General features: G+C 65.6%; 12 protein-coding genes. 4 read left to right on the top strand and 8 right to left on the bottom strand.

What is annotated here, in order from left to right; translation table 11 throughout:
- Positions 1-49 precede the first annotated feature (49 nt).
- From TabM4_RS11160 to ssb, 3 genes are all read right to left on the bottom strand, one after another.
- Complete coding sequence (locus TabM4_RS11160; protein ID WP_434612294.1) at positions 50-1,633, bottom strand: CRTAC1 family protein; 1,584 nt, start codon at positions 1,631-1,633, stop codon at positions 50-52.
- Positions 1,630-2,943 (bottom strand): vanadium-dependent haloperoxidase, encoded by a 1,314-nt coding sequence (locus TabM4_RS11155; protein WP_434612292.1) that lies wholly within the window; start codon positions 2,941-2,943, stop codon positions 1,630-1,632. The genes TabM4_RS11160 and TabM4_RS11155 overlap by 4 nt, the downstream gene beginning before the upstream one ends.
- 96 nt (positions 2,944-3,039) lie before the next feature.
- Positions 3,040-3,585 (bottom strand): single-stranded DNA-binding protein, encoded by a 546-nt coding sequence (gene ssb / locus TabM4_RS11150; RefSeq protein ID WP_434612290.1) that lies wholly within the window; start codon positions 3,583-3,585, stop codon positions 3,040-3,042.
- Between the two features lie 306 nt (positions 3,586-3,891).
- On the opposite strand from ssb, the gene TabM4_RS11145 reads away from it, so the two are divergent.
- The 4 genes from TabM4_RS11145 (at position 3,892) to TabM4_RS11130 (ending at position 6,010) form a co-directional block, all read left to right on the top strand.
- Positions 3,892-4,149 carry a PepSY domain-containing protein gene (locus TabM4_RS11145; RefSeq protein WP_434612288.1) on the top strand — a complete coding sequence of 86 codons (258 nt, stop codon included), beginning with the start codon at positions 3,892-3,894 and terminating at the stop codon, positions 4,147-4,149.
- A gap of 86 nt (positions 4,150-4,235) precedes the next feature.
- Positions 4,236-4,757 (top strand): cytochrome b/b6 domain-containing protein, encoded by a 522-nt coding sequence (locus tag TabM4_RS11140; RefSeq protein WP_434612286.1) that lies wholly within the window; start codon positions 4,236-4,238, stop codon positions 4,755-4,757.
- Positions 4,758-4,781: 24 nt separating this feature from the next.
- Entirely contained in the window at positions 4,782-5,324 is a 543-nt protein-coding gene (locus TabM4_RS11135) for a helix-turn-helix transcriptional regulator (protein WP_434612285.1), read from the top strand.
- An 86-nt stretch (positions 5,325-5,410) separates the two neighbouring features.
- On the top strand, positions 5,411-6,010 hold the full coding sequence (locus TabM4_RS11130) for a lytic transglycosylase domain-containing protein (RefSeq protein WP_434612283.1): 600 nt from the start codon (positions 5,411-5,413) through the stop codon (positions 6,008-6,010).
- A gap of 135 nt (positions 6,011-6,145) precedes the next feature.
- On the opposite strand, the gene TabM4_RS11125 is transcribed toward TabM4_RS11130, so the two are convergent.
- The 5 genes from TabM4_RS11125 to TabM4_RS11105 form a co-directional block, all read right to left on the bottom strand.
- Positions 6,146-8,233, bottom strand: coding sequence for a dipeptide ABC transporter ATP-binding protein (locus TabM4_RS11125; RefSeq protein ID WP_434612281.1), 2,088 nt, complete (start codon positions 8,231-8,233; stop codon positions 6,146-6,148).
- A 124-nt stretch (positions 8,234-8,357) separates the two neighbouring features.
- Positions 8,358-9,524, bottom strand: coding sequence for an ABC transporter permease (locus TabM4_RS11120; protein ID WP_434612280.1), 1,167 nt, complete (start codon positions 9,522-9,524; stop codon positions 8,358-8,360).
- Positions 9,525-9,533: 9 nt separating this feature from the next.
- Entirely contained in the window at positions 9,534-10,619 is a 1,086-nt protein-coding gene (locus TabM4_RS11115; RefSeq protein WP_434612278.1) for an ABC transporter permease, read from the bottom strand.
- Between the two features lie 139 nt (positions 10,620-10,758).
- Positions 10,759-12,408 carry an ABC transporter substrate-binding protein gene (locus TabM4_RS11110; RefSeq protein WP_434612276.1) on the bottom strand — a complete coding sequence of 550 codons (1,650 nt, stop codon included), beginning with the start codon at positions 12,406-12,408 and terminating at the stop codon, positions 10,759-10,761.
- A 281-nt stretch (positions 12,409-12,689) separates the two neighbouring features.
- Positions 12,690-13,511 carry an AraC family transcriptional regulator gene (locus TabM4_RS11105; protein ID WP_434612274.1) on the bottom strand — a complete coding sequence of 274 codons (822 nt, stop codon included), beginning with the start codon at positions 13,509-13,511 and terminating at the stop codon, positions 12,690-12,692.
- Positions 13,512-13,633 lie beyond the last annotated feature (122 nt).

Here is a 13,633-nt window from a genome sequence, read left to right as displayed (position 1 = left end):
GAGTGAATATATAGGGATTGCGGGGGGTAAGGTCCAGACGTCCCTTTCGTCACTTCGGGGCGGGATCGCGACCCGGTTCCAGCCGCCATATGGCATTGGCGGCAAGCGTCTGCCACGGGCCTACGGTGCCGTCGGGCCAGAGGATGCGGAATTCGGCGCTTGTGGCGGGGCCGAGGCCGAAATGATGGGGCACGAGGATGCCGCCGACATGGCCGCCGCCGATCTGCACCTCGCGCTGCATGATGCGACCATCGGGGCGGCGGAGTTCGATCCATGCGCCGATGGCGTTGCGGTTGGGGCCGGGCATGGCGAGGTCGAGCGCGATCCAATTGCCGAGGCCCGTGGCCGTGTTGCGCCAGAGTTGCGAGGGTTCGTTGCGGTTGATGGCGATCATGTCGAGCAGGCCATCGGCGTTGAGGTCGACCAGCGCGCCGCCGCGCCCTTGGGCCATGGAGGCGACGCCTGCGGTGTCGCCGGATTCGAGAAAGGTGCCGTCGGCGCGGCCAAGGAGGAGGTTGTTGGGGTCGTCCTTGGCAAAGTCGGGCATGGCCCAGACATTGCCTTTCACCACATAGAGGTCGGAGAGGCCGTCATTGTTCACATCGCCGAATTGCGCGTGCCAGGCGGTGGAGGGGCGCAGGTCGCCGCCGGTATAGGGGCGGTGGGCGGTCACGCCGGATTTCAGCGCGATGTCGCGATAGCGGGGGAGCGGCGCGCCTACGGGCGGGATTTCGGCGAGCGTCTGCAGCTTGTTGTCGGCCATGGAGGTGAGGAAGAATTCGGGGAAGCCGTCGAAGTTGAGGTCTTCCTGCGCGATGCCCATGCCCCAGATGCGCAGGCGTTGCCAGCCTTCCTGTTCGGTGAAGATGCGCGGCGGCTGGCCGGGTTCGACATGCCAGAGCTGTTCCTGCCCGCCTTTGTAATATTCGCGGTCGTTGGAGACGCGCAGATCGGGGGTGCCCTGCCTGTCCCAGTCGGTGAAGAGGATCGACAGGGCGCAATGGCCGGGTTCGAGGGGGAGGGGGGCGGCGTAGCCGGTGCCTTGGGCATTGGGGCGGTAGAGGTGGTTGGGGGTGCAGTTGCCCCAGGGGAAGGCCTCTTGCGTGCGGTCGATATAGGTGCCGATGGCGAGGGTGGGCAGGGTGGCGCCCCTTTCCCATGTGGCGGCGAAGGCGGTGGACCACAGGTCCAGCCCGTCGAAGCCCCATTGGGCGGAGGCATCCTCGAATGTGCAGTTGCCGAGGCCGCGCATGAGCCTGTCGGGACCGACGCGGAGGAGGGCGAGGTCGAGGAGGCCGTCGCCGTCGATATCCAGGGGGTAGGCGCCGGAGACGGAGGTATCCTCCAACCCTGCGGCCTGCCGGGTGAAGGCGAGGGGGCCTGCGGGGGTGCTGTCGTTCACGAAGAGGGCGGCGGGGGCGGTGCCGCCGGCGGCGAAGATGTCGGGGCGGCTGTCGGCGTTGCAATCAAAGACGGCGGTGCCGCCGCCCACCATGAATTCCCATTCGCCCGTGAAGGAATGGGTGAAACCTGCGGGGGCGGTTTCTTCGGTGAAGGGGGCGATGGCGGGGTCTTGTGCCAGAGCGGGGACGGGCAGCAGGGCGAGGAGGAGGGCGGCGCGCATCGGGATCATTTCCATGTCCGGAGGGCGTTGACGTAGTCGCCGACGCAGGCCCCCTGATCGAGGCCGAGGTCGATGGCAGCGCGGAAATGGATGCCGCCATAGAGGCGGGAGATGCCCGCCTCGCGCGCCGCCGTCCAGAAATCGGGGAAGTCGCGGGGGGCGAGGCCATCGGCCTCATGCGTGCTGTCGGTGAAGGGGAAGGGATCGCCGAAGATGGCTGTCAGGACCTGCGCCACGGCGCCCGATTGGGTGGAATGGCCGGAGGGATATTCGGGGAAGGGCGGCGTGTTCAGGAGCGGTTCCCATTTCGGGTCGATCACGCGGCGGATGTAGGTGATGGGGCGGAGGAGGTCGTATCTGTATTTGTCGCGCCAGTTGACGATGAAGCCGTCTGACACCGACATGCCGAGACGGACAAGGGCGTCGACCTGTTCCTCGATCGGCATCGCGTCGCGTTCGGCGATCTGGAAGATGATGGCGACCCAATGGCCGGGAGGCGTGGGCGACAGCATCGGATCGTCCGACCAGAAGCGGGCGATGATCTTCTGTTCGTCGGTGAGGGACTTTGAAACCTCATAGACCTCCATCGCCTGTTTGTGGAATTCCGAGGAGGGGTCTTCGGAATAGGCGGGGGGAGGCGGCAGGGGGCAGGCCTCGCCATCGGGCAGGGTGAAGGGGCGGTTCTTGCCCCAGTGCGGCAGGAGCGGGGCCTGTTGAAGCTGGATGAGGTTGGTGGGAACCCAGTCCTGCGGCTCGCCCCCCAAGGTGTAGGTCATGGGAAAGCCCATGTTTTCGATCACCGCGCCGCCGTCGGTTTCGGAGGCGGCGATGATGGAGCGGGCGAGGGCTTCGCCATAGGCCTGCGAACGGGCGAGGGTTTCGGCATCCACGCCTTCGGCTGTCAGCGCGCCGAGTTGTTCGGAGAGCGCGGCCTTGGCGCGCTGGCCGGTGGGGCCGGTATTGGCGAAATAGACTTCGACGGCAAGGGCGAGGGCGGCGTTGAGGACCGCGTCCTCGTCATAGGCCGCGCCGTCTTCGCGCGGCGGGGCCGGGGGCAGGGCGTTGACCTGCCCCGCCAGCGATTGCAGCCGGTTGCTGCCCGAGGCGGTGGCCTCATAGGCGATGAGGGCGGTATAGGCGAAGGCGCGGCTGGCGACGGGCGGGGTCTGCGTCGGCGTGTGCCGGACGAGTTCGAGGATCATCCGGTACCAAGTACCCAGCACCTCTGCGCGGTCGTCGCGTGCCCCGGCCTGCGCGGACCCTTCAAGGATGCAGGAAACTACCGCAAGAGTTGCAGCAAAGCCTTTGAATATGTTCATTTTCCCCCCGGTGCCGGGCCTTTGCGGCCTCTGCCGGGGACGGAAGCACGGCGCGGGGTTTCGTGCAAGGAAAACCCGCGCCGGTGGGAAGAGACCTCAGAACGGGATTTCGTCGTCCATGTCGGAGCGGCCGCCGCCCGATGCGCCGCCGCCGAAGCCGCCACCCGCGCCGCCGCCGCTGCGGGCGCCGCCGCCATAGCCGCCGCCGGAGGATGCGCCGCCCCCGCCCTGATAATCGTCATAGCCGCCGCCGTAATCGCCGCCGCCCGAGGACCCGCCGCCGCCTTCGCCGCGCCCGCCCAGAAGGGTGAGGTTGCCGTTGTAGGGGCGAAGGACGATTTCGGTCGTGTAGCGGTCCTGACCCGACTGGTCCTGCCATTTGCGGGTTTCCAACGCACCCTCGATATACACGGTGGACCCTTTGCGGAGATACTGTTCGGCGATCTTGGCGAGGGCCTCGTTGAAGATCGCCACCGAATGCCATTCGGTGCGTTCCTTGCGTTCCCCAGAGTTGCGGTCGCGCCATGTTTCCGAGGTGGCGATGCGCAGGTTCACCACCTTGCCGCCGTTCTGGAAGCTGCGCACCTCGGGGTCGCGGCCGAGATTTCCGATGATGATGACCTTGTTGACGGACCCAGCCATGGCGTTCTCCCCGAATCTTTAGCGAATCTCTGATTGCCGGACCTTAGGCCCGTGATGGTTAAGGAAACCCTATAGCCGCCCGTCCCCCGCGCCGCAATCCGCCGAGGGGGCTGGACGGGTCTGCAACCGGGGTTGCAGGCGGGGGCCGCAGGCCATGGGGCCGCGTGCAACTCGGGGGGCAGGGATGGGCGGTGGCTGGCCTGCCTAACCGGGGTTGGGTTTGCGGCGGAACGGGGAGACGGCAGTTGGGGGGCATCCGGCGGGCAGATTGCCTGAACCGGTCCAACCCCATGAGGAGCAGACGAGATGATCCGCAAGATGACTGCCGCCGCGCTGACCGCGCTGATGCTGGCCGTGCCGATGGCCCATGCCGCCGAGGGCGAAGTGGATGCCGCCACGCAAGAGAAGCTGACCGCGCAACTGGTGGCCGAGGGCTATGAGGTGCGGCAGTTCAAGGCCGAGGACGGGCTGATCGAGGTCTATGTCGTGAAGGATGGCAAGATGGCCGAGCTGTGGTTCGATGCCAGCCTGAAGCAGGTCGAGCATGAGGAGGACGAGGGCTGATTTCGGCCCGCGTTCCGTGAAGACCGGCCTGCCGCCCTGCACGGGGTGGCGGGCCTTTCCGCCCATCATCGCGAGAGGGACTGCCCATGTCCGTGAAACTGCCTGTCTGGGACCCGCTGGTGCGGCTGTTCCATTGGTCGCTGGTCGCGGCCTTCGTGGCCAATGCCTTCTTCACGCGCTCCGGCAAGGAGGTGCATCAATGGGTGGGCTATGCGGTTGCGGGGTTGATCGCGCTGCGCCTGATCTGGGGGCTGGTGGGCACGCGCCATGCGCGCTTTGCCGACTTCCCGCCTTCGCCTTCGGCGGTGCTGGGCCAGATCGGCGACATGGCGACGGGGCGGCGGCGGCGGCATGAGGGGCATTCGCCCTTGGGGGCCTTGATGATCTACAACCTGCTTTTGACGATGGCGGGGCTTGCGGCCTCGGGCTATGCGATGACGACGCTGGCCTTCTTCGGCGTGGGCTGGGTGGAAGAGGCGCATGAGGTTCTGGTCGTCTGGGCCGAGATTTCGGTCGTGGTGCATATTGTGGCGGTGGTGCTGGAAAGCCGACGGCTTGGCGTGAACCTTCCGAAATCAATGGTGACGGGGTACAAGACCTTTCGCTGAGGCCGGATGGGAAGAGTTGTGCAGATGACGGATGAGGGTGCATCGACGCGGGCGCTGCCGCGGCCGGAGGCGGGCTCGCCGCGCCGGATACTGGCGTTGATCGCGTTCCAACTGGCCTGTTCGGCCTTTTTCGTGGTGGATGTGATCGAGGATTTCAGCGAAGGCGGCGTCCAGTGGTGGCACATGCTGCCGGAACTGGCGGCGACGGCGGGGCTGTTTCTGGGGATCGTCTTCGAGGTGCGGGCGCTGATGGCGCTCTTGCGGCGGCAGGCGATCATGGAGAAGTCGCTGGGCGTGGCGGCGGGGGCCTTGGCGGGGTTGATGGAGGATTACTTCCGCCAATGGGAATTGACACCGTCGGAGGCGGATGTCGCGACCTTCACCATCAAGGGATACAGCATCGCCGAGATCGCTCAGATGCGGGGATCGGCGGAAGGCACGGTGAAGACGCATCTGAACGCGATCTACCGCAAGGCGGGGGTGCAGGGGCGCGGGCAGTTGGTGAGCGTGCTGATCGAGGATCTGCTGAACGCCCCGCTGGTGCCGGGCGGGACGACGGCGGCCTGAGGGGGGCGCACTGCGGCAGGAAGGCTCTGGCCAAGGGGCGGAGGGTTCCTGTATGGTCGCGCGGGATTGACCGGACGGGATGGGACATGCGGCGGGTTGTGCTGGTGGCGTTGGGCTTGGGTCTTGGGTCGGTGCCGGATGGCGCGGCGCGGGCCGAAGGGCTGACGCTGTCGGGATCCGGCGCGTCGCGGATGGCGATCTTCGAGCGGCAGAAGGACCTGCTGGATGGTCGGTTGGCCAAGCAGTATTCCGGGTCGGAACGGTTGCGCCCGAAGAGCGAGTTCGACGAGGAGGATGGGCCGCTGCCTGCCTTCCGGGGGAATTACCGGGGCGAATTCCTTGAAGTGGCGAAGGCCGCCGCGCGCAAGCACGACATCCCGGAGGATCTTTTCCTGCGGCTGGTGCAGCAGGAGAGCGGGTGGAACGCCGGGGCCGTGTCTCCCAAGGGCGCGACGGGGCTGGCGCAGTTGATGCCCGACACAGCGCGTCTGTTGCGGGTGGACATCAACGATCCGGAAGAGAACCTCGAAGGCGGGGCGCGCTATCTGCGGATGATGTATGACCGGTTCGGCTCGTGGCGTCTGGCGCTGGCGGCCTATAATGCGGGGCCGATGGCGGTCGAGGAGCATGGGGGGATCCCGCCCTATGACGAGACGCAGAATTACGTGAAGGCGATCCTCGGCTGAGGGCCGTGGAAGGCGATTTCTGACGCAGAAATCGCGACGGAATTTGACGCAAATTCCGGTTGCGGCCTTTGCCGCCCCCGAAAGGGGGCCGTTTCCTGCGTCAGGAAACGCCGCGAAATCTGCGTCAGATTTCGCTTACTCCGCCGCGATCTTGATGACGGGTTCCATCTTGGCCAGCACGTCGTCGGGCAGGTGGCACTTGATCTGATGCCCGCCCTCCAGCGTGCGAACCGGGGGCACTTCCGTCTCGCACAGTCCGCCGGGGACCTGCGATTTCCAGCGGCAGCGGGTCTGGAAGGGGCAGCCGGGGGGCGGGTTGACCGCCGAGGGAATGTCGCCTTCCAGCACGATGCGGCTTTTCTGGACGCGGGTGTCGGCGATGGGGACGGCAGAGAGCAGCGCCTCGGTATAGGGATGATAGGGGGGCGAGAAGACCTGATCGGTCGTGCCCATTTCCACCACATGGCCCAGATACATCACCATGACGCGATCTGAGAGGTAGCGGACGATCGACAGGTCGTGGCTGATGAAGAGGAGGGTGGTCTTGTTCTTTCTCTGGATGTCCATCAGGAGGTCGGTGACGGCGGCCTGCACCGAGACGTCGAGGGCCGAGACGGGCTCGTCTGCGACCACGACCTTGGCCCCGCCCGCGAAGGCGCGGGCGATGCCGACGCGCTGTTTCTGGCCGCCCGAAAGCTGCCGCGGCATGCGGTCGGCGAAGGCGCGGGGGAGTTTCACGAGGTCGAGGAGTTCGAGCATGCGGGCATGCCGTTCCTCGTCGGAGTTGCCGTAGTCGAAGATTTCCAGTGCGCGGATGATCTGGCGGCCCACGGTCATGGACGGGTTGAGCGTGTCGAAGGGGTTCTGGAACACCATCTGCAGTTTCGAGATGGTGCCCGTGTCGCGCATCTGGATGGGAGTCGACTGCACGTTTTCATCGAAGAGCATGATCTGGCCGGAGGTGGCGGTTTCCAGCCCCATCAGCACCTTGGCGAAGGTGGATTTGCCGCAGCCGGATTCGCCCACGATGGCGAGCGTCTCGCCTTCGCGGGCCTCGAAGGAGAGGGTTTCGTTGGCCTTGACGACCTTTCTCATGCCGCCGCCGAAGGCGGAGGAGCCCACGGAATAGTATTTCTTCAGGTCGTCGAGTTTGAGGACGACGCGGCCGATCTCTGCCTTTTCGGCCACCTTGCCGGCGGCGGGGGGCGTGGACCAGTCGATTTCGCTGCTGCGCAGGCAGCGGGTTTCGTGGCGGTGGCCGTCGGGGACAGCGACCATGGGGATATCCTGCGCATTGCAGCGGCCTTCGACGAAATAGCTGCAGCGGGGGCCGAAGTTGCAGCCCCTTGGGCGTTCATGTGGCAGGGGGAAGTTGCCGGGGATGGCGACGAGGGGGCGGGAGTTCTTGTCGGCCCCCGGCAGCGGAATGGAGCGGAAGAGCGCCTGCGTATAGGGATGGCGCATCTTGTCGAAGACCTCTTCGACATTGCCCGTCTCCACCGCCTCGCCGGAATACATGACGCAGAGGCGGTCGCAGACGTCGAGGACGAGGCCGAGGTTGTGCGAGATGAAGAGCATCGAGGTGCCGTATTTCTCGCCCAGATCCTTGACCAGATCGACGATGCCCGCCTCGACCGTCACATCGAGTGCGGTGGTGGGTTCGTCTAGGATCAGAAGCGCGGGTTTCGACATCAGCGCCATGGCGATGACGATGCGCTGTTGCTGGCCGCCGGAAAGCTGATGCGGGTAGGAGTTCAGGATGCGGTCGGGGTCGGGCAGTCGGACATCTGCCACGATCTGGCGGGCGAGTTTCCAGGCGGCGTCCTTGGCCATGCCCTGATGGATCATCGGCACTTCGGCCAGTTGGGCGCCGATCTTCATGGCCGGGTTCAGCGAGGCCATGGGTTCCTGATAGATCATGGCGATCTCGGAGCCGCGGATGTGGCGGAGTTCTTCCTCGGTCATGTTCGTGAGGTCGCGGCCCTTGAACTTGATCGAGCCGCCGACGATGCGGCCGTTCTTGCCCAGATCGCGCATGACGGCCAGCGCCACGGTGGATTTGCCGCAGCCGGATTCGCCCACCAGCCCCATCGCTTCGCCCGCCATCACGGTGCAGGAGAAATCCATCACGGCGGGGATTTCGCGTAGGCGCGTGAAGAAGGAGATCGAGAGGTTCTCAATCTCGAGGATGGGTTTGGACGGGTCCCAGGTGGTGTCAGTCATGGTGGCCTCGCGCAGGGTGGCTGGCTGCGGGACCGGGGGTTTCACACCCCCGGACCCCCGTGGGATATTTGAGAACAGATGAAGGGGAAGGCGTTCATCCGGGTGGAGGGGCAGGGCATGGGTGTCAATCTTTCATGCTTTCTTCGCGCAGGCCGTCAGCCAGAAGGTTGAGGCCGAGGACGAGCGACATGAGGGCGAAGGCGGGGACGACCGCCGGGTGGGGGGCGATGGCCAGAAGGCGGCGCCCGTAGTTGATGGTGGAGCCCCAATCGGGGGATTCGGGCGAGACGCCCAAGCCGAAGAAGCCGAGGGTGCCGAGGAGGATCGTCGTGTAGCCGATGCGGAGGCAGAAATCGACGATCAGAGGGCCGCGGGCATTGGGCAGGATTTCCCAGAGCATGATGTACCACGGGCCTTCGCCGCGGGTCTGGCCTGCGGCGACGTAGTCGCGGGTCTTGATGTCCATCACCATGCCGCGGACGATGCGGAAGACGCCGGGCGAGTTCACGAAGACGACCGAGACGAAGACGTTGAGCATGTTCGGGTCCATCGACCACACGCCCAGGGGATCGGCGTTGAAGGCGAGGCCGGAATAGGCCCAGAGGCCGAAGAGAAGCGTCAGGCCCACATAGAGGTTGCGCTTTGCGGGCGTGGTGAAGAAACGCGAGTTGAAGAGGATGGTGAGGAAGATCACCGGGAAGATGAAGAGGATGGCGGCAAGCGCCGTGGGGATGCCGGTGACGCGGATTTCGGGCGTCACGAGCAGGTAGAAGAGCAGGATCACCGGGAAGGCGAGGACGAGGTTCGACAGGAAGCTGATGGAACTGTCGAGCTTGCCGCCCAGATAGCCTGCGGGCAGGCCCAGCGTGATGCCCACCATGAAGGCCACTACGGTGGCGGCGGGGGCGATCTTCAGAACCTCTCGCGCGCCCATCACCATGCGGGAGAAGACGTCGCGGGCGAGGTGGTCGCCGCCCAGAAGGTAGTAGGGATAGGCGCCTTCGGCGGGGTTCTTGACCGGGGCGCCGGGGAGGATGTTCTTCATGCCCGAAAGCTGGGCCAGCGGGTCATGGGTGATGATCCAGTCGGCGAAGAGGGCGGTGAAGACCCAGAACATCACGAGGGCGAAGCCCGTCATGCCGACGGGGCTGTCGAAGATGCGGCCGTAGAGGCCGAGGCGCCGCTTGAACTGCATCGAGAGGGCGAAGACCGCGATCAGGCCCACCCAGACGGGCAGGAGCTGCGCCGCGATGCGCAGGAGGATGGAGCCCCAGGAGAGTGCGTCTTCCATGCTGGTTCCTTAGGCGAGGCGGATGCGCGGGTTGAGGAAGACATAGCCGATGTCGGAGATCAGCTGCGTCACGAGGACGACGAAGACGGCGACGACCGAGCAGGCGAGCAGGGTGTCGATGTCGTTGTTGCCTGCGGCCTGCACCAGCGTCCAGCCGAAGCCCTTGTAGTTGAAGAGGGTTTCCACGATCACGACGCCGTTCAGCAGCCACGGGAATTGCAGCATGATCACCGTGAAGGGGGCGATGAGCGCGTTGCGGAGCGCGTGTTTAATCACGACGTCGCGGAAGGAGACGCCCTTGAGGCGGGCGGTGCGGATGTATTGCTGCGTCATCACCTCGGTCATCGAGGCGCGGGTCATGCGGGCGATGTAGCCGATGCCGTAGAGGGCGATGGTCATCACGGGCAGGAAGAAGTTCCAGAAGGTGATGTCGTCCATCGCTGCCGTGGCGGTGCCGGGGAAGAGGGTCTTGCCCTCGATCAGCCCGGCATCGGCGAGGATGGGCGATATGCCCGCCGTGGCGGAGGCGAGGAGCGCGATCAGGATGACGCCGGAGACGTATTCGGGGGTGGCGGTGGTGGTGATGGCGAAGGTCGACAGCACGCGGTCGGTGCGTGAGCCTTCGCGCATGCCCGACAGTACGCCGAGAAGGAGCGAGGAGGGCACCATGACGATCATGACCCAGAGCATCAGCCAGCCCGTCGCGCCGAGGGAGCGGGCCAGCACCTCGGAGACCGGCTGCTTGAAGACGGTGGAGGAGCCCCAGTCGCCCTGCAGGATACCGCAGAAGCGGGGGGCGGTGGCGGGATCTGCCCCTTCGGCGATGCAGCGCCCGGTGACCTTGCCATCCTCGTCGGTGCGGACCCAGCCGGGCATGGCGCCAAGCCACTGGCCGTAGCGCAGGAGGACGGGGCCGGTATGGCCATTGCGTTCCAGCCAGCTTGCCACGGCGGCGTCATCCATGCGGACCGAGGCCTCGGACTTTGCGAGTTTTTCGAGGTTCGGTGGCAGGTTCGTCATGTAGAAGACGATGAAGGTGAGCGCGAAGGCGGTCAGGATCATGACGCCGATACGTCGCAGCACGAAGAGGAGCATGGCTCATCCTTTCCCGGGATGGGTCAATGGCGCTGGGAAAACGGGGCGCTGGGAAAACGGGTATGGCCGGCCGAAATGGCGGCAGGAGCGCAGGCTGCGCGGGGATGGCCCCCCGCGCAGCCGGTCCGTCCGGGCCGGATCAGGCCGCCGCGATCGACCACTTGTAGTGGTGGTGTTCGAAGGTGGCGTGCATCTCGGCACCCTTCACCTTGGGATCGAAGTGGCGGTAGATCGAGCGCCAGTAGGGCTGCACCATGACGCCCTGTTCCTGCATGATCTCTTCAAGCCGCTTCATCACCTCGGACCGCGCCTTGGCGTCGCTGATCGAGAGCGCCTTGGCGAGTTCAGTATCGAATTCCGCGTTGGAGAAGGCGGATTCGTTCCATGCCTCGCCCGAGCGGTAGGCCAGTGCGAGAATCTGGACGCCGAGCGGACGCATGTTCCATTCGGTGGCCGAGAAGGGATATTTCAGCCAGTCGTTCCAGAAGGTGGAGCCCGGAAGCACGGTGCGCTTGATGTTGATGCCCGCGTCGCGGATTTGCGCGGCGATGGCGTCGCAGGTCGCGGCCTGCCAGCTGTCGTCGAGCGAGATCAGTTCGAATTCGAAATCGCCCTTGCCCGCATCGACGACCATCTGCTTGCCAGCGGCGGGATCAGCCGTCAGCGGGGGCAGGGCGTAGTATTCGGGATGGATCGGGCAGACATGGTGGTTTTCCGCCACGGTGCCGAGGTTCGAATAGCCGAGTTCGAGGACGACGTTGTTGTCCACGCATTTGATCAGGCCGTTGCGGACGTTGACGTCCTTGTACTCTTCCGCGAGCTGGTTGAAGCGGACGGCCAGCGTGGCGGCGGTCACGGCTTCGGACTTGGTCCAGCCCAGCGCGTCGAACTGTTCGATGAATTCGCCGGTCGACTGGTAGGTCGCGTCGATTTCACCGGCGGCGGCGGCGTTCACCTCTGCCGAGGGGTCGGTGCCGAGGTCGGTGTATTCGATCCGGTCGAGATAGGGGCCGCCATAGACTTCGGTGCCCCACCAAGTGTGGTTGGCGTTCTTGACCAGATGCGCGCGGACGCCCACCTCGACGGTTTCCGGCAGGTAGGGGCCGGTGCCCGGGGTCTGCGTCGGGTCCCCGTTTTCGTAGGACTTGTGGACGACGGCTGCGGGATAGTCGGCGAAGCCTGCGATCAGGGTGATGTCCGGACCGTTCAGTTTGAGCGTCAGGGTCAGCGGGTCGACCACAGTCACCGCGCCATCGGCGACGGTCTTTGCCTCGGCGTTCATCAGGGCGGTGCAGCGGCCGGCCATCGAGTTGCCTTCGACATTGCCGTCGCACCAGCGGATGATGTTATGCGCCACGTCATCGGCGGTGAAGTCGTCGCCGTTGTTCCACTTCACGCCGGGGCGGACCTTCAGCGTGTATTCGGTGGCATCGGCATTCGCTTCCCACGATTCCAGCAGCATGCCGCGGATCGAGCCATCGTTGTTGTATTCGACGAGATATTCCAGCCAGCCGCGGGTGACGTTGGCAAGCTGCGACCAGTCGGCGGTCCGCGGGTCCTTCAGGGCCTTGATCTCCATCGACATGCGCAGCGTGCCGCCCGCGACGGGGGCATCCTGCGCCATGGCGGGCGCGTCCATTCCGATCAGGGCATAGGCGGCGGCGGCGGAGACGCCGAGCGCGGTGCTACGGGCAAGGAATTCGCGGCGGGACAGCGCCCCTTCGCGATGCTCTTGCGCATACATCTTGGCCGCCGGGTGCAGAGTGGCGGTCTGGATTGTGTCTTTCATAGGTACGGTCTCCCTGAGCAGGCTGTGGCTGCACTTTTGTTTTTATCGGCCATCGCCGCCAGAAAGCGGGCGACCCATGGGCCGAAGATTCGGACCGGATCATGCCAGCGGCGGGCGGGCGCGTGCCTCCGTTATAGCGCACCTTTTTCCGCCATCCGTCAACGCTTGGATTCGTCGCATGGTGGCCTGATCGCGACAGTTTTATGCCGCATAATGCCAAGGAATGCCACCCGAAGTCGAAAAACGACGCATTCGGGGTGTCGGATCGCTGGGGGAGAGGGTCAGACCGAGCGGCGGAATTCGGTGGGGGATTTGCCGGTGAGGTGCTGGAAGGCGCGGGTGAAATAGGCCGCGGAGGTGAAGCCCAGCGTGGCGCCGATCTCGCCCACGGGCATCTTGGTTTCGGCCAGCAGGCGGCGGGCCTCGAAGATGCGGCGGTCCTGCAGGATGGTGATTGCGGACCGCCCGCAGGCCTGCCGGCAGCAGCGCGACAGGTGGGTGGGCGTCACGCCGAGGGCGGCGGCGAATTCGCCCACGCCCGCGCCGGTGCGGAAATCGCGTTCGATGAGCGCGGTGTAGCGCGCGACGAGGCGGCGGGCGGCATCGGGCTTGGCCTGTTCGGGGCCGGCCTTGGCGACCTGCCGTTCCAGCCAGACGCCGAGCAGGCCGAGATAATGGCGCGTCGCGCGTTCATGGGCGGGGCTGTCGGAGTTCATCTCGCGCAGGATCATATCGAAGATGACGTTGGCCTCTTGCGCGGCATGCACCTCGCGGATGCGGAGCATCTGGGGCGTGGCGGGCAGCGGGATGTTGCCGTCGCGTCCGAAGAAAATGGCGTTGCCGAAGACCTGCGGTCCCACCTCGAAGCCGTGCATGACGCCTGCCGGGATGAAGACGGCGGTATTGGCGGTGTAGCCGCGCGTGACGCCCGCGATGGTGATGCGGCCCTGACCCTTGGTGAACCACAGGAGCATGGGTTCGGAGATGGCGCGCATCGCCTCCACCCGCCAGCGGCCGCCGACAGCGAGGCGCGGGATCGCGACAAGGCGGGGTTCCCCGCCAGCGGTCCCCGTCTGGGCTGCTGTCTGGTTCTGGTTGGTCATTCCTGCGGCGTCCGAATGATCTGTGTCGCGAATCATAGACAGGGTATCGCCGCGAACCCAAGCAAAAAGATGGCGGCAATTGGGTGTTATCCACAGGGCATTGGGCCTTTGTGGACAAGTCG

The sequence above is a fragment of the Tabrizicola sp. M-4 genome (assembly GCF_051132405.1).
Classification (GTDB): domain Bacteria; phylum Pseudomonadota; class Alphaproteobacteria; order Rhodobacterales; family Rhodobacteraceae; genus Paragemmobacter.
Note: the sequence above shows the minus strand (reverse complement) of the source record. Positions and strands in the feature narration are given on the sequence as shown.

Bases quoted from the DNA above. Each gene is read 5' to 3' on its own strand.
- TabM4_RS11160 (WP_434612294.1), bottom strand. From the start codon at position 1,633: ATGATCCCGATGCGCGCCGCCCTCCTCCTCGCCCTGCTGCCCGTCCCC.
- TabM4_RS11155 (WP_434612292.1), bottom strand. From the start codon at position 2,943: ATGAACATATTCAAAGGCTTTGCTGCAACTCTTGCGGTAGTTTCCTGC.
- ssb (WP_434612290.1), bottom strand. From the start codon at position 3,585: ATGGCTGGGTCCGTCAACAAGGTCATCATCATCGGAAATCTCGGCCGC.
- TabM4_RS11145 (WP_434612288.1), top strand. From the start codon at position 3,892: ATGATCCGCAAGATGACTGCCGCCGCGCTGACCGCGCTGATGCTGGCC.
- TabM4_RS11140 (WP_434612286.1), top strand. From the start codon at position 4,236: ATGTCCGTGAAACTGCCTGTCTGGGACCCGCTGGTGCGGCTGTTCCAT.
- TabM4_RS11135 (WP_434612285.1), top strand. From the start codon at position 4,782: ATGACGGATGAGGGTGCATCGACGCGGGCGCTGCCGCGGCCGGAGGCG.
- TabM4_RS11130 (WP_434612283.1), top strand. From the start codon at position 5,411: ATGCGGCGGGTTGTGCTGGTGGCGTTGGGCTTGGGTCTTGGGTCGGTG.
- TabM4_RS11125 (WP_434612281.1), bottom strand. From the start codon at position 8,233: ATGACTGACACCACCTGGGACCCGTCCAAACCCATCCTCGAGATTGAG.
- TabM4_RS11120 (WP_434612280.1), bottom strand. From the start codon at position 9,524: ATGGAAGACGCACTCTCCTGGGGCTCCATCCTCCTGCGCATCGCGGCG.
- TabM4_RS11115 (WP_434612278.1), bottom strand. From the start codon at position 10,619: ATGCTCCTCTTCGTGCTGCGACGTATCGGCGTCATGATCCTGACCGCC.
- TabM4_RS11110 (WP_434612276.1), bottom strand. From the start codon at position 12,408: ATGAAAGACACAATCCAGACCGCCACTCTGCACCCGGCGGCCAAGATG.
- TabM4_RS11105 (WP_434612274.1), bottom strand. From the start codon at position 13,511: ATGACCAACCAGAACCAGACAGCAGCCCAGACGGGGACCGCTGGCGGG.